This is a genomic window from Pseudoalteromonas qingdaonensis, assembly GCF_038739665.1.
Lineage (GTDB): Bacteria > Pseudomonadota > Gammaproteobacteria > Enterobacterales > Alteromonadaceae > Pseudoalteromonas > Pseudoalteromonas qingdaonensis.
Window position 1 is genome coordinate 15,889 of sequence record NZ_JBCGCU010000019.1, and the last position, 23,032, is coordinate 38,920.

General features: G+C 48.6%; 15 protein-coding genes. 11 read left to right on the forward strand and 4 right to left on the reverse strand.

Going from position 1 to position 23,032, the window contains the following annotated elements:
• Positions 1–571 precede the first annotated feature (571 nt).
• The 6 genes from WCN91_RS13705 to WCN91_RS13730 all read left to right on the forward strand — a co-directional run bounded on the left by WCN91_RS13705 (position 572) and on the right by WCN91_RS13730 (position 10,189).
• On the forward strand, positions 572–1,810 hold the full coding sequence (locus tag WCN91_RS13705) for an AAA family ATPase (protein ID WP_342679943.1): 1,239 nt from the start codon (positions 572–574) through the stop codon (positions 1,808–1,810).
• A gap of 9 nt (positions 1,811–1,819) precedes the next feature.
• Complete coding sequence (locus tag WCN91_RS13710) at positions 1,820–2,785, forward strand: ParB N-terminal domain-containing protein (protein WP_342679944.1); 966 nt, start codon at positions 1,820–1,822, stop codon at positions 2,783–2,785.
• A gap of 141 nt (positions 2,786–2,926) precedes the next feature.
• Entirely contained in the window at positions 2,927–5,968 is a 3,042-nt protein-coding gene (locus tag WCN91_RS13715) for a DEAD/DEAH box helicase (protein ID WP_342679945.1), read from the forward strand.
• A 345-nt stretch (positions 5,969–6,313) separates the two neighbouring features.
• Positions 6,314–7,675, forward strand: a complete 1,362-nt coding sequence (locus WCN91_RS13720) for a DNA recombination protein RmuC (protein WP_342679946.1) — start codon at positions 6,314–6,316, stop codon at positions 7,673–7,675.
• Positions 7,676–7,861: 186 nt separating this feature from the next.
• Positions 7,862–9,541, forward strand: a complete 1,680-nt coding sequence (locus WCN91_RS13725) for a substrate-binding domain-containing protein (protein ID WP_342679947.1) — start codon at positions 7,862–7,864, stop codon at positions 9,539–9,541.
• A gap of 51 nt (positions 9,542–9,592) precedes the next feature.
• The gene (locus WCN91_RS13730) at positions 9,593–10,189 is read left to right on the forward strand and encodes a hypothetical protein (protein ID WP_342679948.1); all 597 of its coding nucleotides are present in this window, start codon (positions 9,593–9,595) and stop codon (positions 10,187–10,189) included.
• A 303-nt stretch (positions 10,190–10,492) separates the two neighbouring features.
• On the opposite strand, the gene WCN91_RS13735 is transcribed toward WCN91_RS13730, so the two are convergent.
• Positions 10,493–12,097 (reverse strand): isocitrate lyase, encoded by a 1,605-nt coding sequence (locus WCN91_RS13735; RefSeq protein WP_342679949.1) that lies wholly within the window; start codon positions 12,095–12,097, stop codon positions 10,493–10,495.
• A 212-nt stretch (positions 12,098–12,309) separates the two neighbouring features.
• Here WCN91_RS13735 and WCN91_RS13740 point away from each other — a divergent pair, with 212 nt between their 5' ends.
• The gene (locus WCN91_RS13740; protein WP_342679950.1) at positions 12,310–14,493 is read left to right on the forward strand and encodes a malate synthase G; all 2,184 of its coding nucleotides are present in this window, start codon (positions 12,310–12,312) and stop codon (positions 14,491–14,493) included.
• 70 nt (positions 14,494–14,563) lie between these two features.
• On the opposite strand, the gene WCN91_RS13745 is transcribed toward WCN91_RS13740, so the two are convergent.
• Positions 14,564–15,289, reverse strand: a complete 726-nt coding sequence (locus tag WCN91_RS13745; protein ID WP_342679951.1) for a YebC/PmpR family DNA-binding transcriptional regulator — start codon at positions 15,287–15,289, stop codon at positions 14,564–14,566.
• A 124-nt stretch (positions 15,290–15,413) separates the two neighbouring features.
• Positions 15,414–16,010 (reverse strand): HAD family hydrolase, encoded by a 597-nt coding sequence (locus tag WCN91_RS13750; protein WP_342679952.1) that lies wholly within the window; start codon positions 16,008–16,010, stop codon positions 15,414–15,416.
• Positions 16,011–16,410: 400 nt separating this feature from the next.
• Between WCN91_RS13750 and WCN91_RS13755 the strand changes: the two genes are divergently transcribed.
• From WCN91_RS13755 to WCN91_RS13770, 4 genes are all read left to right on the forward strand, one after another.
• Positions 16,411–16,650, forward strand: coding sequence for a hypothetical protein (locus WCN91_RS13755; protein ID WP_342679953.1), 240 nt, complete (start codon positions 16,411–16,413; stop codon positions 16,648–16,650).
• A 68-nt stretch (positions 16,651–16,718) separates the two neighbouring features.
• Positions 16,719–17,936 carry an exonuclease SbcCD subunit D C-terminal domain-containing protein gene (locus tag WCN91_RS13760; RefSeq protein ID WP_342679954.1) on the forward strand — a complete coding sequence of 406 codons (1,218 nt, stop codon included), beginning with the start codon at positions 16,719–16,721 and terminating at the stop codon, positions 17,934–17,936.
• Complete coding sequence (locus WCN91_RS13765) at positions 17,926–21,588, forward strand: AAA family ATPase (RefSeq protein ID WP_342679955.1); 3,663 nt, start codon at positions 17,926–17,928, stop codon at positions 21,586–21,588. Before WCN91_RS13760 ends, WCN91_RS13765 begins: the two co-directional genes overlap by 11 nt.
• 41 nt (positions 21,589–21,629) lie before the next feature.
• Positions 21,630–22,295, forward strand: coding sequence for a class I SAM-dependent methyltransferase (locus WCN91_RS13770; RefSeq protein ID WP_342679956.1), 666 nt, complete (start codon positions 21,630–21,632; stop codon positions 22,293–22,295).
• 6 nt (positions 22,296–22,301) lie between these two features.
• Here the strand turns inward: WCN91_RS13770 and WCN91_RS13775 are convergent, their stop codons facing one another.
• Positions 22,302–22,832, reverse strand: coding sequence for a DUF6942 family protein (locus tag WCN91_RS13775; protein ID WP_342679957.1), 531 nt, complete (start codon positions 22,830–22,832; stop codon positions 22,302–22,304).
• Positions 22,833–23,032: the final 200 nt, after the last annotated feature.

The following is a 23,032-nucleotide window of genomic DNA, read 5'->3' on the forward strand; positions in this document are numbered from 1 at the left end:
GCGGCAGAATTTTTGTATTTTTGTTCTTTCACTTAAAAAATCGCGGTCTTTTTGGCCATTATTGGTCCTGTAAATACTAACCTTGTGTATAACTGGGTAAGCGCTTAGTAGAGATCTGATCTATAGCAGGTAAAGATCAGATCTTTACCTAGATATCAGTGTCTTAGTTACCTGTTTATGTGCATAACTAAGAGCAAATGGTTAGTAAGAAAATGATCTTACCTGGCATTTTTGTGAGTAACCTTGTAAGTAAACTGTGTATAACTCAAGGCGCAGATTTTCACTTACTATAATGCTGATCCATGACTTGGTAGGAATCAGATCTATACCAAGTAAAATGACGATCTAAGAAAAACAACAATATCATTAAAAAACAATTAGTTAGTGTTAATATTTTATGCTTTAACCTTTATATACCTATATATTTAAACGAATCTAATCTAGTTATTACCTTATAGGAAGTTTTCAATCAATTTGTCTTTCTTGTTTTTAATGTAATGTCGCCTAAAATATATGTTTACAGCTAAAGGAGTGGACATTATACTCATAGCTTAAACTTAGGGATGCAAGTATGACAATAAAACAAAGTGCGCTAAGAACCTACCAGTTACTTAAGGCTACCGCCGATGTTGCTGAAAAGTCACTCGAAGGACGAATTCAACATTATCGAGCCCATCTCAAATCAGAAGAGAAAGAGCTTCGAACCTATACCCAAAAGGCTGCCGCCGATCTATTAGGTTGTAATAACCGTACCTTAAAACGACGTCATGATCAGGGTGATTTCGATCACATTGAAATTCGCCGTGGTGCCAATGGTCATTATGCCTACACATTGGCAAATATTTATAGCATGGCCGAAGTGATGGGGATTGATGCCGATCATCGCCAAATTGATGATAAACTTCAGGTTATTGTTATTAATTCACTCAAAGGCGGATGTGGTAAAACCACCAGTATGGTTAACATCGCCGCCGCACTTGCAACCACCAATATTAAACGTTACCGCATTGGCATTATCGATTTAGATCCGCAAGGATCCTCATCGAGCTTTTTCCCACCAGGCGAGCCTGATCCCATTACTGTGGGTGATCTAATGCGCGATTGTATCGAGCTTGACGAAGATGAAACCTGGGAAGGGATTGTCAGCGATGCATTTTTAAAAACCCATATCCCTAATATCCGCATCTTGCCATCAGGCATGGATGATTTTTACTTCGAGCATGAAACAGCCACTGTACTGCGTAAAAGCGGTGATTATGAGCAAACACGCCATTACCATAAGTTATTGGAAAAGGTCATTGAACCGGTACAGGATCAATTCGATATTATTTTGATCGACACGGCACCATCACTTAACTTCATGTTCTATAACGCATTAATGGCTTCAACTGCGATGCTTATTCCGGTTCACCCGGAAGCCGTCGACTTTGATGCAAACAATAAATACCTTAAGCGTCTGGGTGAGATTTATCACACCGTGGCTGCCCTGGGTCATGATGGTTGGGACTTTATGCAGTTCCTGGTTACCAACTATGTCAAAGGTAACCATTCCCAACGCGACATAGTTAAAGATGTGCGCTCTGCGTTCGGTCGTCAGGTAATGAGCTATCCGATAAACCATAGCAGTGCAATTACCGCGAGTTCTTCGTCGTTTAACACTATTTTCGATCAGAAAACCTCTGACAGTTTGGCTAGCCGAGAGTCCTTGATTAAGGCTCAGGAAAACGTCAAAGACGTGGTTGATGAATTAGAAATGCTTATCCGTTCCAATTGGGCATCGACACAGTCACAACTTAAGGCAGCACAGTAAGGCATTATCATGGCAAAGAAACGTAAGAACGACACCCGCATCGATCCGTTTGCAACCGCGGTAGAAAGTAGCAGTCTGGATCAATTACTGGCCCAGGCTCAAGCCGGGGATGTGATCAGTATGCCGGCGCCAAGCGATCCTAACCGCACCATTCGGCTTACTTGCCAGGTGATCGCCCATCAGGATATTGAACAACGTACCAAGGTTTACGGCAAAAACCGCCGTGTTCAGGCGCTTCTGACAGAAAAGTCGGTGGCCGATATTCTTCCTGCCATTCGTGAAGATGGTCGTAACCAGCATCCGGCACTGGCTTGGGAGCATAATGGCGAGCTTTTGGTTTTGGCCGGCTCGCGTCGTCGCAAGGCTTGTATGCTGGCACCGGCGGATTATCTGGTATTAAGCTCCAGCGATTTTAACGATGAAGATGCGAAGATCCTCGCGGTTTCTTCGGATCAATATATAGCACCTAGTTTATGGGAGCTGGGCCAGGCCTATGCGTCGACGCGCGAAGAGTTGAAGGAGCTGGGTAAAAAGGGCTCGTATCGCGAAATTGCTCAGTTAGAAGGTGTTTCACACACAGCCATTGCTGATGCCATTAAGGCCTTTGAATGCCTTCCTAAAGATGTACTGGCCCTCTACCCTACCGCCAACCATGTTGGCCGCGAAGTGGCTAAGAAGCTGATTCAGGCGCAAGATAAAGACGGCAGTGCTTTTAACGAACGTGTTGCCGATTGCCGTGCCCAATTTGCACAAACTGGCTTCGACAGTGACGACAAGGCTGCGCTTGCAATAACTAAGTACCTGTGTGAAGCGCCGCAAGGGGTAAAGCGCAACGAGGACATTAAACTCGCCAATGACTTTGTGCGGATCCAAAAGCACAGTAAAAATGGCGATCTAACAATCAAGATCGACAATAAGATAATGACAGAGAAGCGCTTTATGCAACTGGCTAAAATGCTGGAAAGTTTTAATTAAGTTTCTTTTTCATTCATTTTTAAGCCCCGGTTTTGACCCGGGCTTTTTTATGCCCTCAATTCGCCTGAGTTCCACGCTCTGGGGCTTTTTCACCATGTCGAAAAGCGATATACTGGCCTATTTCAGTAGTTGGGTTGGACCATGGCCGCATCGTTTACTAAAGAAGATTTGCTCGCAGTCTTTGCCGAGATCAATGCCGAGCCAGCTCCTTTGCCATTGTCCGAGCAGGCGCTGAAGCAGCTATTTAGCAAGGGGGTTTACAGCCGCGCCCAGCAAATGCAGCGCGATGAGCAAGTGCTTTGGGTAAAAAGCAACGATGACTATAGCCGTATTGAAGCGCAGGTGCTTGACGATGATGGTATCACCTATGATCAGCATATCCAGCTCCAGTTTGTCGAGCACACTCAGATAGAAGCCCATTGTAGCTGTCAGGCAAAGGTGCGCTGCAAGCATGTGGCCAGCGCTTTGCTGCAACTAAAACTCCAAAGTCATGGCGAATTTGCTCACCAATATCAAATAGATGACTGGTTTTGTGTTTTGGCTCAGCATGACAGTGAGCCAGCTCAAAGCCAGCAACAGGTTTTGTTGTTCGAGCTGCACCCACACCAGAGCGAACTTCAACTCCAGGCCAAGATGACACCCAATACCGAGGCGGGTTTGCAATCTCAGGGTCGAGCACTGAGCGAGCAGCAAAGCCATACTCAGGTCACCCCCAAAGGGCTTGATGAAGACGATTTTCGTTTGTTTAGCTGGATACGTTCGCAAAACCTGCCCGGACAATCCCTGCTTTATGGCCACTGGGGCGCCCGTGCCTTGGTGCAATTACTTGCCCGCGAACGTCTGTTTTTTGAAAAGCAACGCCAGCCTTTGTTGTTGGGTAAGCCGCAGCAGCTGCAATACCAGTGGCTACGCCATGAGGGCAAGGCGAAATTAACCTGCAATATCGCCGACTTTGATGCCGACAGAGTATTTAATACCGCCCCGCCCTACTACCTTGATAGCAGCAAGAATCAGATACTGGCTTTGCATACCCATCTGTCCGGCTCGCAGATCAAACAGTTGGCACGCTTTCCTGAGGTGAACGAGGAAGATGTTAGTGCTTTGTCTCAGCGTCTTGATGATGAGCTCGCCCTGTCGCTGAGCAAAGGCGAAAAAAAAAAGCCTAAGCTAGGCTTTACCCTGCGCTTTATGCGCACATCCCCGCCTTACCTTATTGCCCTTGAGGGACAAGCCCCCACTCAAGCCTGCCTGGCCAATTTAGGTCTTGAGCCATGTAAAGGGCCTTTACAGCAAGAGTATCAAGTGGTTATTGCCGACGCCTTGCAAGAGCAGCAATGGCTCTTTGAGCTTGAGCAAGAGGTTCAGAGTTTGGGAGGAAAGGTGATTGCCTTACCACGTCAGCGCCAGCAAACCAGCGCTGTACTGACCCCCCACCTGGTTATCGATAAGCTTCAGGGGCATCGTTTCTTGGTGCGTTTTGAGTTACACCACAAGCAAAAGGTTTTTATTTTAAGCGCTGAACAACTGGCTAATAATGCCAACTACAGTGCTCATTATTGTTATTTAGAATGTGACGACCAGTTATGTGTCATAACTAGTGAGGCCGCAAAGCAGATACTGAGTTATCTGCAACGTTTTGCCAGCGCTAAAGAGAAAAGTATTTGTTCCATTCCGCGCAGCCTGTATGCCAAGTTAACCGAGCAAGCCTACTGGCAGTTATCGGTTGCCACCTCTTTGGCGCCTTTATTACAAAAGCCTACTCTGAATTCATTGCAGCCGGTTAAACTGGCGCCCAATGTGCAATTGCGAGAGTATCAGCAAGCCGGAGTCAACTGGCTGCAACTGCTTTCCTTGCAGGGGCTAGGCGCCGTGCTCGCCGATGATATGGGCCTGGGTAAAACCCTGCAGGTGATTGCCTATCTCAGTACCCTAAAACCTCGTGTCGGCCGACCACATCTGATCCTCTGCCCTACCAGTTTGATTGGTAACTGGTGTAACGAAATTAAGCGCTTTTGCCCACAATTATCAGTGCAGGTAGTGGCTGGTAATAACCGAACCATCATGTTGCAGCAGTTGGCCAAGTATGAGGTGATCATCACTACTTATACCCTGTTTAAACGCGACTTTGCCTTTTATCATGGGGTTGAGTATCACACCCTGGTGTTAGACGAAGCTCAGGCCATTAAAAACGCTCAGTCTCAGCTTAGTCAAAGGGTTAAGCAATTAAGAGGACAATTTCGTCTTGCCTTGAGCGGTACGCCTTTTGAAAACAACCTGCTTGAGCTTAAATCCGTATTTGATTTTGCCATGCCGAGCCTGCTTGGCTCAGATAGCCAGTTTAAGGCAAATTTTTTAGACCTTGAACAGGCGGGAAAAAATGCCCTTAAAGAAGCGGTGCGTCCCTACTTATTGCGCCGTGCCAAAGCCGATGTGCTGAGCGAGCTGCCGAGCAAAACCGAGTTGGTTAAACAGCTCGATATGCTTGAAGATCAAGCCCATGTGTATCAGGGCTATCACAGCGCCCTGCACCAAAAGCTCAGTCATCTGGTGTCAACTCAAGGCATTGGCAAAAGTAAGCTGCAGTTTCTAGATGCGCTTTTAAAGCTCAGGCAAATTTGCTGCCACCCTGGGCTGGTTGACCCTAGTTATCAGGGCGGCAGTGCCAAGTTGCAATGGTTGCAAACCCATTTGCCCCAGATGCTGGAGCAAGAGCATCATGTAATTATTTTCAGCCAGTTTACTTCCATGCTCAGCCTTATTGGCGCGCAGTTACAGGATATGGGCATAGACTATGCGTTACTGACAGGGCAAACCCGAGACCGCCAGCGTCAGGTTGATGACTTCCAACAAGGGCGTAAGCAAGTGTTTTTAATAAGTTTAAAGGCCGGCGGCAGCGGCTTAAACCTGACTCAAGCGGATACAGTGATCCACTTCGATCCTTGGTGGAACCCAGCGGTGGAGCACCAGGCTACAGACCGAGCCTATCGTATGGGGCAAGACCGCTCGGTATTTGTTTATAAGCTGATCTTGGCGGATTCTGTCGAGCAACAGGTACAGGCCTTGGCCGAGAAGAAACGCCACCTGGTGGATGAGTTCCTCAATGGTAGTTTATTATCAGATAAAAAAATTGATGATAATCAACTATTTGAAATGTTAAATCTAGAAAAAGAAGAAAAAGTTTAAATTTTCCTGAACTTTCTCGGCAGCTGGGACTCTACTATTATGCTTGTGATGCAAGCACCCTATGTTGATTTCCCTGATTATTATGATTTTAAGGCCAGCTTGATTAGCTGGCTTTTTTTTGCCTGAAATTTGCCGGCAGGGACGGCGGCAGTAGACTATGCAGGAGCTCCTTGTCGAAAAGCCGCCAGGAACGGCGGTAGTAGAGCAACGCCGGGCATCCCTACAAATGAGTAATACGGACACTTTGCAAGGCTAAAGCCTCGCCCACAACATCGACCTTAATTACTTTCCTGATAAAATTGTTATTATCACTCTATACATAACAATAATTAATGCGGGCTCAATATGCTTTCCTTGTTTTCCCAAAGCTCACCTGTGTTGCTTGGCGCCCTTGCTGCGCTGGCTTTATCTTCGACGACCTTAGCTTTTGTATTGTTGCGCGTTCAAGGGCGTTTACGCGCGGCTTTGACTCATAACAATGAACTGCAACAGCAGGCGCACGGCGCCGAAGCGCGTACCTCTGAGCTGAGCCGTCAGGCGGCAAGCGAACGTGAAAAGGGCGAGCAATTGCAGCAAAAAGTCACCTTGTTACATGGTCGTTATGAATCACTTAAGGCAACCCTGGAGCAAAAGGAAACGCACTTTGCGCAGCAACTCAGCTTGTTGCAAGATTCCAAAGAAACCCTGAAAAAGGAATTTGCCCTGCTCGCCAATCAGGTCTTTGAAGACAAGTCACAGCAGTTTAAGCACCTTAACCAGGAAAATATGGAACAGTTGCTTAAGCCGGTGCAGGGGGAGCTTAAAGGCTTTCGCGACAAGATGGAGCATATACACGCTCAGGAATTACAGCAAAGGGCCGCATTGAAAACCGAGCTGCAACATCTGCAAAAGCTCAATCAATCCATCACTGAACAGGCCGAGAAGCTCTCTACGGCGCTACAGGGGCAAAAGAAAACACAGGGTAACTGGGGCGAACTTATGCTGGAGAACGTGCTCGACAGCGCCGGTTTGCGCCTTAATCAGGATTATCGCCGTGAGGTCAGCTTCGACTCACCCCTTGGCCGCTTGCGCCCCGATGTGGTGGTGTATTTACCGCAACAGCGCCATATAGTTATCGATGCGAAAACATCTCTTAATGCCTACACCCGTTATGTGAATGCCCAAACCGAGCTTGAAGCGCAGCAGGCCTTGGGGGAGCATGTACAGGCGGTAAGCGAGCGCATTAATGAGCTTGCTAGCAAGGATTATCACCGCCTTGAGCAATTAAATTCGCCTGAGGTGGTGATCATGTTTATGCCCATCGAAAGCGCCTTTGTCGAAGCCCTTAAGTTCCAGCCCGACCTGTATCAGCGCGCCATTGAAAAGAATATTCTGGTGGCCACCCCGACTACCTTGCTCACCAGTTTAAACATAGTAAAACAGTTATGGCGCTTTGAAGATCAATCCAAGCACACTCAGGAGCTAGCAAAACGCGCGGAGCGTTTCTATAGCAAACTCAATTCCTTCTTAGTGTCTATGGAAGGTGTGGGCAAGCAGCTTGATAAGGCGCGGGAAACCTATGATAAGGCGTTTTCGCAGCTCTACAGCGGTAAGGGCAACCTGATCAAGCAAGCCAATGAATTTAAGGAGCTGGGTGTGGCGGTGCAAAAGGAGTTGCCCGAGTCTTTGCGCGAAAAAGCCGAGCTTGAGCTAACACATAGCGACTAATGTATTTGTGTGCTTGCCCTAGCCTTTTTGGTTGGGGCGGGCAAGCTGATGCCTTTATATGTATTTGTTTTAGGTAATTTATTGATTTTCAATAAAAATGAGCAAATGTAAACCCCCTTTACGTTTCATATAATTGTCATTTTTCTGTTTTATTCTTAGCCCCAAAATTGAACATGGGCTTAACACATGACATCAGCACATCAGCAGAGCTTTATTGCACAACTAAAACAACTACAAAGTTTGGCGCAAAATAAATTTGGCATTGATATCGCCACGGAAAAGTTTATCAATGATGATAACTACCGTGATCTGGTACTTAACGAACTGGGCTTGCTCGGCGACAGTGAACTCAATGCGGTAATTAGCGCGCTTAAACAACCTGCAGTAGCGCCCGCACAGGAAGAGCCTAAGGCACAAAGCAAGAAGCCATTGGCTTTAATATTCACATCAATTACTGCTGCTGTGGCTCTGGCGGTTGCCAGCTATACCATGTTTGCCGCCAAGCCTGAAGTGATAGTAACTCAGGCTCCAACGCAAAGCACAGAGCAAGCGCCAGTACAAACTGCAACTTCCGTAAACGCGACTCCTGCAGCTCAGGTGCAGCCTCAGCCACAAGCGCAACTGGCATTTCGTATTCACGGCTCTAACACCATAGGTGAAAAGCTGGCTCCGGCGCTAATCGAAGGCTATTTAACCGAGCAAGGCGCCAGTGATTTCACATGGCAACAAGGTGATGTGGCGGTAGAGCGCGAGCTTCATTATCGCTTAGCCGATAAACCTTACTATATTGAACTGCATGCGCACGGCTCAAGCACCGGCTTTGCCGATGTGCAGACGGCCAGCGCCGATGTGGCCATGGCATCGCGCAAAGTAAAAGATAAAGAAGTAGCGAGCCTAAAAGAACAATATGGTGACTTTAGCCAGGTAGGTAATGAACATATTATCGGTCTTGATGGTCTGGCGGTGATCGTGAACCAAAATAACCCTATCAGTCACCTGACCACGCAGCAACTTGCTGATGTATTTTCGGGCAAAATCAGCAACTGGGGAGAGCTTGGCGGCGCCTCGGCGGCCATTAATTTGTATGCTCGCGATGCTAAATCTGGTACCTGGGATACCTTTAAAAACCTGGTATTGAAAAAGCACAGCGCCAAATTAAGCAATAACGCCCAGCGTTTTGAGTCCAGCTCTGAGCTATCGCAACTGGTGTCGCAGGATGAGCACAGTATAGGTTTTATCGGCCTTAACTATATAGTGCATAACAAGGCGGTGGCTATCTCTGAGGGTGAGCAAACCGCGCCCATCTACCCTACCCGCTTTACCATAGGTACTGAGGACTACGCCCTGTCACGTCGTTTGTATTTATACACGCCGACCACGGCAGACATGTTTGTGAAGAACTTTGCTCATTATGCAATTTCATACCCGGGTCAGGAAATTGTGGCCGATACTGGTCTTATTTCACAGAATATCCATGTTGAGCAGGTGCAGGCACCGCTAACGGCTCCGGCGCTTTATAAGCAATACGCCAGTCAGGGCCAGCGTTTATCTCTTACCTTCCGTTTCGAGTTCGGCAGCGGCCAACTTGATAACAAGGGTAAGCGCGACTTACAGCGTCTGCTTGGCTTCTTAGAAGAACACCCGCAAAAGCGCGTGGTACTTATGGGCTTCTCGGATAACTCTGGCAATGACGAGAAGAACAAATCCCTGTCGGCTCAACGTGCCCGCTCGGTAGCCACCGAACTTAGTGCTCGCGGTATTGGCGTGTTTGATACTCAGGGCTTTGGTGAAGCTCTGCCGGTCGCCAACAACAGCACGGTACAGGGACGCGAGCGCAATCGCCGAGTTGAAGTCTGGGTTTTGTAATAAAAGTTTAATGGTCGCCTGCTAGGCTGGCGACTCTCAACAGGAGGGCTTATGTTTGCAATATTAACGGATCATCACAATCTTACTCGTGCCTTTGCGCGTTTAAGCATGTTGAAAGCTATTCGCGTTAAACGAAATGTGGATCAGGTTTTTACCGACCTCAACATGCCCTCCGCCGCTCTGATTGAAAAAATGCGTGAGGAAGGCTTACTGGGTTCGCTTGGTGCGCCTATGTCTAAGCCGGATCATCAGACTTCGCAGTCGGTCTTACAAAATCATCTTAGCCAGCTTTTTTTGGATTACAGCAAGCTTAAGCAAACGCTTGAACAGTTGAGCCTAAGCGAGAAGATAAGCTGTAAAGAAACCGTGGATATTGCCATGTTGGCGCTTAATCTGCCCTCGGACTCTTTAGCCGATATGATGGCGCAAGAAGGTGTGTCTGTGGATCATATTGCTCCGCAAGACCCACAACAGCAAAAACTCGATGCTATACGTGAACGCTTGAATCAAGCGGCACAAAAAACTGCATCGCAAGACGCTCAAAGCGTGCGTGAGCGCCTTAACGCGCTTGCCCAAGGTGATAGCCCAAAGCCTAGCACCATGGATGAAGATAATTCCGTGGTGCCCCTGCGTCGCCACCAAGCCTAAGTTACCACTTGCACTGAACCAAAGGGCCGTCATTAGTACGGCCTTTTTTAATGTCTCTGGAATTTCTTTAGTCAAAGCCAAGTTAGTAAAAAAATGTTCCGGGATCCCCTGAGCAGTTAGTAAAAACTTGCTCTGTTCCCAAATTTAGCTTCAAGACACTTGGTAAAATCTTGCTCTGTGTCCGTTTATAGCGGCTATTTCCTACTTTTGAGGCACTTCCGATCTGGGAAATATTCAACCTAGTTAAAAGCTGATCTCAATAAAAAAGGGCCCTTAGGCCCTTTTGCTTGCAACACACAGTGGTTAGAACTGATTCATGGTATTGGCTTCACCGCCCGCTTTAAGCGCGTTTTCACCGGAGAAATACTCTTTATGAGTATCACCGATATTCGAGCCGGCCAGGTCTTGGTGCTTAACCGAGGCCTGCTCGCGGCGGATTTCCTGACGCTGTACATCGCGTACATAGGCCAGCATGCCCAGATCACCGAAGTAACCTTCAGCAAGAATATCCGTGCTTAGTGCCGCTGTATGGTAAGTCGGCAAGGTGATCAGGTGGTGGAAGATACCAGCTTCACGGGCACCGTCGCGCTGGAAGTTACGCACAAGCTCGTCGGCGGCAACCGCCAGCTCTGAGCTATCCAGGCTCGCATCCATCAATACCTTGGCATCGTTTGTTGGATCTGGGTAAGCACTTAGGTCACGGCCTTCAGCCTGCCACTGCGCGAAAACCTGCTCACGGAACTTCAGTGTCCAGTTAAATGAAGGTGAGTTGTTATACACCAGCTTGGCGTTTGGTACTTGCTCGCGAACTCGATTTACCAGTTCGGCAATTTGCTGCACATTCGGTTTTTCGGTTTCGATCCACAGCAGATCGGCGCCATGCTGCAAGCTGGTGACACAGTCCAGTACCACGCGGTCTTTCTCTGTGCCGGCGCGGAATTGGTAGAGGCCATTGTCTAAACGTACCGGCTTGCATAGCTGGCCGTTAAGTTTAATCGCCATTTCGTTGTCTTCCAGGTCATCGGCGCCGCTGATAGGCTGAGCGTCAAGGAAGTTGATGTATTGGCTGGCCAAGTCGCCTGCCTCTTTGCTGACTGGGATTTTCTGCGTCAGGCTGGCACCCAATGAATCGGTACGAGCCACGATAATGCCGTCTTCCACGCCAAGCTCTAAGAAGGCATAACGCACGGCGTTGATTTTCGCGAGGAAGTCTTCGTGCGGTACAGTTACCTTACCAGCCTGGTGACCACATTGTTTGGCATCGGATACCTGGTTTTCGATTTGAATGGCACAGGCACCGGCTTCAATCATCTTCTTGGCCAGTAAATAAGTGGCTTCTTCGTTACCAAAACCGGCATCGATATCGGCGATAATTGGCACTACATGGGTTTCAAAGTTATCAATTTGCGCTTCGATTGCCGAAGTGTCTGCACCGCTTTGCTGTGCCGCATCCAGAGCTTTATAAAGATGATCCAGCTCACGGGCATCTGCTTGTTTTAAGAAGGTGTAGATCTCTTCAATCAGTGCCGGAACCGAGGTTTTCTCGTGCATACTTTGGTCTGGCAGTGGACCGAACTCAGAGCGTAGCGCCGCTACCATCCAGCCGCTCAGATACACATAACTGCGTTTAGTCGTCTTTTGGTGGCGTTTAATCGCCATCATCATTTGCTGCGCCGTGAAACCATGCCAGCAACCTAGAGACTGAGTATATTGGCTTGAATCGGCATCGTAAGCGGCCATGTCTTCACGCATGATTTTGGCGGTGTACTTGGCGATATCCAAACCGGTTTTAAAGCGGTTTTGCAGTTGCATACGAGCCGCATAAACAGGGCTGATGCTGTTCCAGCTTTGACCATTTTGTTGGCATAGGGTAGCAAGGCTGTCTATCTGTGCGTTGTACTGTTTCATAGTCGGTATCCTTTGAACGTGTAATGGTTATGTTTTGCAACACCCTGTGGGAGAGGTGGTCGTCTTGTATATTTACCCTAGGCCGTTTTTTACAGATTTATTAAATTTATACTTGTTATTGCCGCTATATTTTTAGTGAATAGGTTTTGTGTTCACATTCACATATTTTCGGTTACAGTGAAATAACACTTGTTCGATTAAAGGAATTGCTCATGACTCAGCGCATCTCGCACAGCGGCCTGTCTATTGACGCCACCCTCTATGAGTTTATTACTCAAGAGGTATTGCCCCAGACCGATATAGACGGCGATACCTTGTTCGCCGGTGTTGCCGATATTATCAAGCGACTTACTCCCATCAACAGAGCCTTGCTGGCCAAGCGTGAGACGCTGCAACAGCAGATAGACGCCTACTATCAGGCTAATACTGAGCATAATCTTGATGAATATACGGCGTTTTTGCGCGAGATAGGTTATCTGGTTGATAGCCCGGAGTCGGTGAGCATAGAAACCACCAACGTCGATGCGGAAATTGCCACCATGGCTGGCCCGCAACTTGTAGTGCCGGTGAGCAATGCTCGCTTTGCCCTCAATGCTGCCAATGCCCGCTGGGGCTCTTTATACGATGCCCTATATGGCAGTGATGTGATCGCCGAGGAAGAAGGCGCTGAGCAAGGCGGTGGCTATAACCCGGTGCGCGGCTTTAAGGTGATGGCCTATGCCCGTCAATTCCTCGACCAAGCCCTGCCCCTTAGCAGCGGCTCACATATCGAAAGTACCGAATATGCCATCAACAATGGCGAACTAGTTGTGACTTTGGGTGATTCACAGCAGGTCAGCTTGCAAAACCCGGCTCAGTTGCTCGGTTTTCAGGGCCAGCCACAGCGTCCTTCCGCCTTGCTGTTCTGTCATCATGGCCTGCATTTTATTATTGCTATCGACCCGCATAATCGCATTGGTCGTGATGATAAAGCCGGAATTAAAGACATTATTATGGAGGCGGCGCTGACCACTATTATGGACTGTGAGGATTCGGTCGCGGCGGTGGACGGTGAAGATAAAACCAATGTGTATCGCAATTGGTTCGGCCTTATGATGGGTCAGCTAAGCTGCAGCTTTAATAAAGGTGGCGAGCAACTTGAACGCACATTAAACCCGGATCTGCAATTTGCCAAGCCCGATGGTTCACAACTGACCCTGCACGGGCGCAGCCTGATGTTTGTTCGTAATGTCGGTCATCTGATGACCAACCCGGCGATACTCGATAGCGAAGGCAATGAGGTGTTTGAAGGCATTATGGATGCCATCTTTACCAGCTTATGTGCCTTGCCCGAGTATTATGGTCGCAGCAAGCTGGCGAACTCGCGCACCAAGAGCATCTATATTGTTAAGCCCAAGATGCACGGCCCAGAAGAAGTGGCCTTTACCGAGCAGCTGTTCACTGAGGTAGAGCGTTTGCTGGGGCTTGAGCCATACAGCATCAAAATGGGCATCATGGATGAAGAGCGCCGTACCTCGGTTAACCTTAAGGCCTGTATCGCCAGCGCCAAACAGCGCGTGGTCTTTATCAATACCGGCTTCCTCGACCGTACCGGCGATGAAATTCACACCGCAATGGAAGGTGGCATCGTCTTGCCTAAGGCGAAAATAAAAGAGCAGCCTTGGATTGACGCTTATGAAAAGCGCAACGTCAGCATAGGCCTGGAATGCGGCCTCAGCGGCAAGGCGCAAATTGGTAAGGGCATGTGGCCCATTCCAGATAAAATGGCCCTGATGATGGAGCAAAAGGTGGCGCATGTGCAATCCGGTGCCAATACCGCCTGGGTGCCCTCCCCTACTGCGGCGACTTTGCATGCTCTGCACTATCATAAGCTCGATGTATTTGCGCTGCAAAAATCCCTGCCGCCACTAGGTGAGGATTCGTTGGCGGCCTTGTTGACGCCGCCCATAGACAAGGGTCAGCAATTGAGCCCAGAGGATATTCAAATGGAGCTCGACAACAATGCTCAGGGTATTCTCGGCTATGTTGTGCGCTGGGTTGAGCAAGGTATAGGTTGCTCTAAGGTGCCGGACATTAACAATGTGGGCTTGATGGAAGACAGAGCGACCCTGAGGATCTCCAGCCAGCATATTGCCAACTGGTTACGTCACGGCGTGTGTTCTAAGGAGCAGGTTCACAATACCATGGCCCGTATGGCTAAGGTGGTGGATGAGCAAAATGCCGGCGACCCCAGCTATATTGACATGGCCGCTGATGAGCAGTCGCTCAATGCCAGCTTTGCCTTCCAGGCAGCCTTGGATCTGGTGTTTAAAGGCTGTGAGCAACCCAGCGGCTATACCGAGCCTCTATTGCATCATTACCGTCGTTTGTTTAAAGGCAAACAGCAAGAGTCGTAAAAGTGTAAACCCCCTTTACACAAAAAGCCGGATTAATATCCGGCTTTTCTTTTTTGCGTGTTGGACGCTATTAGTTTTTCACAATGGCATTGTGATAGATGTTTTGCACGTCATCGCAATCTTCAAGCATGTTCATAAACTTCTCAAAGTTGGCAATATCGTCAGCATCTGTAATCTCTATATGTGTTTGTGGCACAAAGGTGATCTCGTCGATTTCAAAGTTAATACCATCGAATGCTTCGGTAAGTGCGGTTTTCGCCTTAAAGTATTCGGTGTGCGGCGCAAATACTGAAACCTTGCCGTCTTCTAATTCAACGTCGGTCACATCTACATCGGCCATCATCAGTGCTTCTAACACGGCTTCGTCGTCATCGCCTTCAAAACCCAAGATCGCCAGGTGATCGAACATGTGTGCTACACAGCCCGGGCTGCCAATTTTTGAATCGGTTTTGGTAAAAGGAAGACGTACGTCCTTGATGGTACGGTTCGGGTTGTCGGTTAAACAGTCAACGATAACCATGCAGTTACCCGGGCCATAGCCTTCGTAACGAGCTGTTGAATAGTCTTCGCCAGCGCCGCCAGCGGCTTTTTCAATGGCTTTATCGATTACGTGTGCTGGTACCTGATCTTTTTTCGCTTTATCCATCAAGCGACGAAGAGAAAGGTTGGTCTCTGGGTCAGCACCGCCGTTTTTTGCCACGACGTAGATTTCTTTACCGTATTTTGAGTTTACTTTTGTTTTTGCCGCAGCGGTTTTCGCCATGGCGTTTTTACGAACTTCAAACGCTCTGCCCATTTTCAATCTCTCAAGTTTGAATTTTATGCTTTGCATGATTTTAACAACTCAAGGCAAATTGGGCTAGTGTCATGTTTTTATAAAAGCAGTATAGCTAGTGGTAAAACCTAAAAAACCATGCTATTTAACATAACTCAATAAGTGCAGGTAATTCACTAAAGCAGCGGATCACATAATCCGCCTGTGCCGCATAGTCGGGAATCTTGTGCGGAGCGTACAAGCAAGCGCGCATATTGGCATTATGGGCGGCCTGAATATCGTATTTATAGTCGCCTACGTAAAGCAAGTGCTGCACCGGCACCTGCCAACGTTCGGCAATATGCAATAAAGCGCTGGGGTTGGGTTTAGCGGGGGCATCATCCCGGGTCAGCACCAAATCTATGGGAATGGGATTTCGGCTCATCTTTATACCCGTGGCTTGCTCGGAATTGCGGGTGACTATGGCCATGGGGATCTGCGCCTTATGCAGGCTGGCAAGGGACTGGGCAACCTGGGGCAGCAGCTCGGCTTGTTCAGCGTCTGCCAGTTCATGGTCGAGTATCACCTGCTCGGCGTGGCGCTGGCTATCGCTGTCCAGGCGGGTAATAAATTCGAGTATATCCTCGCCATGGGCGCAGTTTATTTGCTCACGGATAAGGGCAAAATCTAATTGTGAGCTAAATAAGGTGCCATCCATATCAAAAATAACACCTTTTAATGGCACATTGTGGTATTTGCTCATAAATTCCTCTTAATGCGAACATCTGGTACATGCGTAGTCTATGCTGGCAATGTAGCAGTAACGGCCCAATATAGCGACCTTGGTTTTCATCCTTGTTAATTTTTCCCTAATAAACCTTAGGCTCGATAGTAAAACCAAATAAAATATAAGGTTACTTTTTGAGTGCTTGCCTAGTTCCTGACTGAGTTACAACAAGTGTAAAGGGGGTTGACAGCGAATTGATAAAATAATTTCGGCAAAGGTTGCAATTGGTATTTAATTAATTTTAAAATCCCCCACTTTTTTAATTCGTGAACAATAAAAATGGACCTCGGCGAGCACAATAATGCCTGGCGAGATATAAAATAAGCGATGGAATGTTCACTTGATTCGCACATAGCAAGGTGTATGTGGTGGTGCTATGGATTTTTATGTCCTTAAAAAGAAAAACGAGTTAATTGCTATTCCTGCCGATGAGCAGCATTGTAAGCAGTACCTAAACAATGGCTACTTTTATATAGATAAGGTAGCTGCCTGCGACGAGCGCACGGCGATAAGTCATCTGCAAAGCAAATACCAACGTAGCATACGTATTCCCCTGCTGGTTCTGGCCATTGCCATACCTATTTTGTTGATCACCTGGTGGCAATTTACCCATTAAAGCAATCGCCGCGGTAACAAGTTTTCCATGATATAGTGAGGACATTATAAGTCTAATCACTTTATTTCATGCGCTTACTTCACACCTCAGATTGGCACCTTGGACAGCTTTTTTACGAACATGAACGCATTGATGAGCATCAGGCGTTCTTAGCCTGGCTATTAACGCAATTACGTGAGCAGGCCATTGATGTACTGCTTATCAGCGGCGATATTTACCACACAGCGACGCCTCCTAGTCGTGCTGAAAAGCAGTTCTATCAGTTTATAGAAGCGGCAAAGTCCGCCTGTCCTGAGCTGCAAATAGTCGTAATTGCCGGCAACCACGATTCCGCCAAACGCATCACCACGGCAGAGTCCTTGCTGGCCCAGTTCGATACACAAATCATTGGCCATTATCAGCATCAGGCGCCGGAACTTAGTACGGTTAATATTACCAAAGGCGATGAGCAATGCTTGATTTTAGCGCTTCCTTATTTGCGTTCCTGTGATATTCCCAGTGCCAGCCAAAGCTATAGCACAGCTGTGCAGCAAGCCTATACCAGTATGCTGGACAACAGCGAGTTTGATACCCAAACCAATGTGATTGCCATGGGTCACTTGCATGCTCGTGGTGCTGCGGTCAGTGAAGACTCCGAACGCGCTCTGGTGATTGGCGGTGAAGATGCCATAGGTGCGGATGTATTTCCCGCCGAGGCCTGCTATGTTGCCCTTGGTCATTTGCATAAAGCGCAGATGGTCAATTCTCAGGAGCGTATTCGCTACAGTGGCACGCCCTTCGCTATGTCTTTTAACGAGCGTAATTACCGCCATCAATGCCTGCTGGTTGAAGTCGCCGATGGCGCCCTGCAAAGTGTCAACCCCCTTTACATTCCCACATTCAGAAAGCTGCATCTGCTTCCCGAGGGTGAGGTAGTGCCGCTTACAGAGCTGTGTCAGCAGCTGAGCGCCCTGCCAGATGATAATGCGCAACCAGGTTATATCCGCGTGCGTCTGTCGAGCAAAGAGCTAAGTACGGATTTTCGCGAGCAAATAGATGCCGCCCTTGCGGGGAAAAACCTGTTGTTTTGCGGTATAGAGCGGGTGCGGTCGCAGCAGCAAGCAAAGCAGGATGAGGTGGAATTTCAGGATCTCTCGCAACTCGAACGACTCGATGCGGATCATCTGCTATCCGTCGCCCTTGAGGAGCACAGCGAGCTGAGTGAGCAAGATCTCAATGATGAAATTAAGACCTTGTTTTCCCAGCTGGTTGCCGATGTTGAGCAGGAGCTAAGCCATGAAGATTAATCGCCTGCAAATTCATAACCTTGCTTCCTTAGTGGATGCGGATATCGATTTTACCAAGGCCCCCCTGAGTGACACCGGCTTGTTTGCCATTACCGGCGATACAGGTGCAGGTAAAAGTACCCTGCTCGATGCTTTGTGCTTGGCGCTCTATGACAAGACCGCGCGTCTGAGTAATGAGAACACCCAGAAGGTTGATTTTAATGGCGATAATGTGCGCCTAAACGACCCGCGCCACTTGCTTAGGCGCGGCACTGGCGTAGGCTGGGTTAAGGTAGACTTTAATGCCATAGATGGGCAGCAATATCGGGCCTTATGGCAGGTAACGCGCGCGCGTAAAAAAGCCCAGGGGCGGCTGCAAACGCCAACTCATGCGCTTTATCAATTGCCCAGTGAGCAGCTTATAAGCGATGCCAAGTCAGAAACAAAAAAGCTCATCGAGCGCTTAGTCGGCCTTAATTTCGATCAGTTTTCCCGCGCCGTAATGCTGGCGCAAAATGAGTTTGCCGCCTTTTTACGGGCACAAGGGGATGAACGTGCGGCGCTGTTAGAGCGCTTAAGTGGCACGCAAAAGTATTCCCTCGTTGGTCAGCGGGTTTTTGAGGGCTACAAGGCCAAACTCAATGAAGTAACTCTGTTCCAAAGCAGTATGAATGCCGTGCATTTGCTCAGCGACGAGGAACTTGCCGCCTTAGGGCAACAGCAGCAAGAGCAGAGTGAGATCCAGCAAAGCCGTAAGCAACAAATCAGTGCTTACCAGCTGCAATTGCAGTGGTTTGCCAACGAACAAAATATGCAGAACGAGCTGCTTACCCTGCAAGGACAGTTAAGCGAGGCGGGCGAGCAATTACAGCTTCGCGAGGGCGAGTTTAAACAAGCCGAGCTCAGCGCCCGTTGTCGACAAATTAGTGACAATATAAATAATACCGCGCGCTTGAGATTGCGCTTACAGCAAGATGAGCAGCGAATTGTTGCTTTGCAAGGCTCAGACGCTCAGGCTCAATGGGAAAAGGCGCAGCAGATGCTACAGCAGGCTGAGTCTGTCTATACTCATGCTCAGGCTCGCCTAAATGAGCAAAAGCCGGCGTTGCAGCAGGCCATTACCCTGGACGCTCAGGTACAGCAATTGCGTCAGGGATTAGCGCAGCAGCAAGAGCAAATAGTCGCTCAAAACCGCGATCAGCAGGAGTTACAAGAACAAAGCACCAAGTTGCAACTTAGTGCCGAACAATGTCAGGCACAGTTACAGCAAAAAGTGGCGCAGGCAAGCGCGCAACCCTGGCTTGTAGAGTTAGTAAAAAATCGTTCTCACTATCAGCATCTATGGCAGCCCATCACCTTGCATTCTCAGCTTAGAGAGCAAAAAAATACCCAGTTACAAGAGCATAAATCCGAGCTGACAAAACTCACCGTCAGTATTACTGAGCTGGCCGAAAAGCAGACGTACACTCAGGAGCAAAATCTGGGTCAGGAGCAGCGCATTGCGTATCTGGAGCAAGAGCTACAACACCAGTCTCCTGCTGCCTTGCAGCAAAATATCGGCAGGTGGCAACAGGGCTTGGAGCATTATCGTCGCTGGCACGATTTGGGGCATAAAATTGCGCAGTGGCGCCAGCAGCAGGCACGCAATCAAGAGCAACTGGCGCAGTATCAACAGCAGTTGCACGAGCGTCAAACCCAGCAGCCACTCTTGCAGCAAGAAGTTGTTAATGCTGAGCAGGCTTATAATCAGGTGCAATTACGTGCCAGTGAAGAGATCAGTGTTTTACGTACTCAGTTAAATGCGGGTGAACCTTGCATGGTATGTGGCTCCTGTGAGCATCCATTTGCAGTGAAAGCGAGTGAAACCAGCCCCTTCGGTGCTCTACTCGCAGATTTTGCCGCTCAGCTTAAGCTGGCGAAACAGAATTGGGATCAGTATTTAACCCACAGCCACGAGTTGCAAACCTCAGCCCGATTAGCCGAGCAAGAGCTTAGCACCCTGGCCGCAAGCCTTATTCAAGCCCAGCAAGAGCAAGACGAGTTAGGTGCGCAGTTGACACAATTTTGCCCTGAGCAGGGGCTGGATAAGTTGGACGAGGAATACTTTAGCGAGCAATTGCAAAGCTTGAATAACCAGTACCTGGGCGCCACGGCACTTGAGCAGGAGTTAGTAAAATTGCGATCTGCACTGCAGCAAGGGCGCACTCTTGCCGAGCAACAACAGCAGCAACAGCGTCTGTATGAGCAGCAAAGCCAGCACTTACAGCTACAGTATCAACGCCTTAGTGATGAACTTGAAGCTGAGCAGGAACGTAGCCAAGATAGCATTGCGCAACTAGAAACGGCATTTAGTGAGGCGCCTTGGTGGCGTGATGAACCGGAGTATCTCGCCTCCTACTGGCCACAGCTACAATTACAACTGCAAGAGTATGATCAGGAGCAGATTAAAATATCGCAACTAGAACAACAGGTTAGCGACTATAAACTAGAGTTAGATCAGATTTTTACCAAGTTGTCTGCCTGCACCGCTCAATTGCAGCAATTAACGCGGCAAGAGCAAGGTAGTGAAAAGGAGATCAGTAATTTACTAACTCGTCGTCATGCTCTGCTCGCACCCGAATTGCAGCCCCAGCAATTGCTGCTTCAGCTTGAGCAAGCCCTTGAGCAAGGAGCCAGTGAGCTGCAGGGCGCGCAGCAAGCTCAGCAGCAGGCGCAAAGCAGGCTTGAGCGCGAACACAATGAATATGAGCACTTGGTAAAAAATTGCTCTCAGTTACAGCAGGACTTAAGCGAACTGGAAACGGCCTTTAGTGATTGGTGCAGCGCCAATTTTGCTCCCGAAGACGAAATTGGCCGTGAGCAGATCCGAGTTTTACTAAGTCGCGATAGCGCCGAGGTCGATGCCCTGCTCGCTCAGCAACAGAGGTTGCAACAACAGCAGGTCCGCCTTGAAGCGCAATTAGCACAAACGCAGCAGCGCCATAGTACGCATCAGCAAGCGCGTCCAGAGCAGGCACAGAGTGAATTAGAGGCACGTAAAGCGGCGCTTGATAATGATTATGAGCAAACTCAGCAAACACTGACTTTGATCGCCGCTAAGCTTGAGAATCACCGTCAGAATCTTGCTCAGCTGGCGGATCAGGCCGAGCAACTGCAGCAGTTACAAGCCCAGCTGAAGACCTGGGCCACCCTTAACAGCGCCCTGGGTGATGCGCAGGGTAAGCGTTTGCGAAATCTGGTACAAAGCCAGACTCTGGCTATTTTGCTCGCCTATGCAAACCAACATCTGCACTCCCTGTCGAAACGGTATCGCCTTACCCGTATTCCTAGCACTCTGGATATTGCCATTATCGATCAGGATATGGCGGATGAGCAGCGCAGTGTTAACACCCTCTCCGGCGGCGAATCCTTTTTGGTATCCCTGGCGCTGGCGCTGGGGTTAGCCTCCTTATCGTCGAACAAGGTGAAAATAGAGTCCTTGTTTATTGATGAAGGCTTTGGCACATTGGATGCACAAACCCTGAGCGTTGCCATGGATGCGCTCGATAACCTGCAGGCGCAGGGGCGCAAGGTGGGGGTGATCTCCCATGTTGCCGAGCTAACAGAGCGGGTTGCCACGCAGATTAAGGTGCTTAAGCGACCCGGGGGATACTCGCAGATCAGTTGTGAGTAAGCCTGCGTATAAGCTAAGAATAGCTAAATTAAGGAGCCAGTATGCCCAGTTTTTTAGGTGATGAAGCCAGTAACTACGACCAACGAATTCAACGTTTAGTGCCTGGGTACGATCTATTACAGCAGTTGACTCAGGCTCAGTGCCAGGCGGCTCTGAGCGAGGATGCTTATGTGCTTGTGGTCGGTGCCGGTACCGGCACCGAGATTTTGGCTCTAGCCAAGGCCAAACCTAAGATGCGCTTTGTCGCCCAGGATATTTCTGCGGATATGCTCAGCCTTGCGAAAAAGAGCTTCGAGCAGGCGGGAATTAGCGATAGGGTGCAATGCCATTGTGGTAGCGTGGCGGAAATCGAAGGTAACTTCGATGCGGCCTTGTGTTTGCTGGTGCTGCACTTTGTCGCCGATAATGGCGATAAGGCTGACTTACTGAGCGCTGTGCGCCAAAGGTTAAAGCCAAGTGCCTGGCTGTGGTTAGCGGATTTAATGAAGCCGCAAACTCCTTTCGAGCTAGACGCTCAGTTTTTAGTGTGTCAGCAGCTCGGCTTGACCGAAGTCGGTGTACAGCGCATGCGTCATAATTTCGAGTACGAGTTTTATCCGCTTGATCGTATTCGTCTTGCTGAGCTGTTGGATCAGACTGGCTTTGGTACTGCTCAGTGTTACTTTAAGGCGCTGGGCTTTACCGGCTATGCCATACGTTGCTTATAGCCTGATTTAGATGTAATTCGGAAACAGCTCCCGGATCAGCTGGCAGAGCTTATCGATTTTTACATTGCTAAGCTGGCGATAGTCGAAATATGGGCAGACCAAAACCCGGTTTGCCTGATCCACTGCGAACTCTCTATCCAGCCAGATCAGATTTATACCAAGTGAGGGCTGTGCCGCCAGCTCCTGAGCGTAGGTGCGACCAGCTATCACATGCAGGGCAGGGCTATTAAACTCGGGAACACTGAATAACAAAGCCGTATTACTGTTCTTGCGTAGCAGCAACTGATCCCTTAGTTGTTGCCAACTTTCAAACTCTCCTAACATGCCTTGCTTGCCGTGCAGCGCAAACAACCACTTTGCGTACACATTAAATACCTTACGCCAACCATTGCCCGCTTCGGAGTTAATTTTTTCTATGGCTTCTTTATCCAACGCCAATAGGGTGTCGAGTTGTTGAAACTCAACAAGGGGAGGGCGGTTCTTCACATAAACGCGAATGGCGGCATCGGTGGCACCAAATCCTATAGCCTGCGGCATAATTTTCGTCTTGTTGTTAGTAAAATAGCGATCCAATTATACCCATTACTACGTACTCATCTAAAGTGATTACTAGGGTCTGTTTATCTTTGCGGTTTACTTTATGTTCAATCTAAACGCATTCTGATGAATATAATCACTGATTTATGTGGTCAAATTCATCCATGAAGCTTGGTTACATCGCGCATCCATGCGCTCAC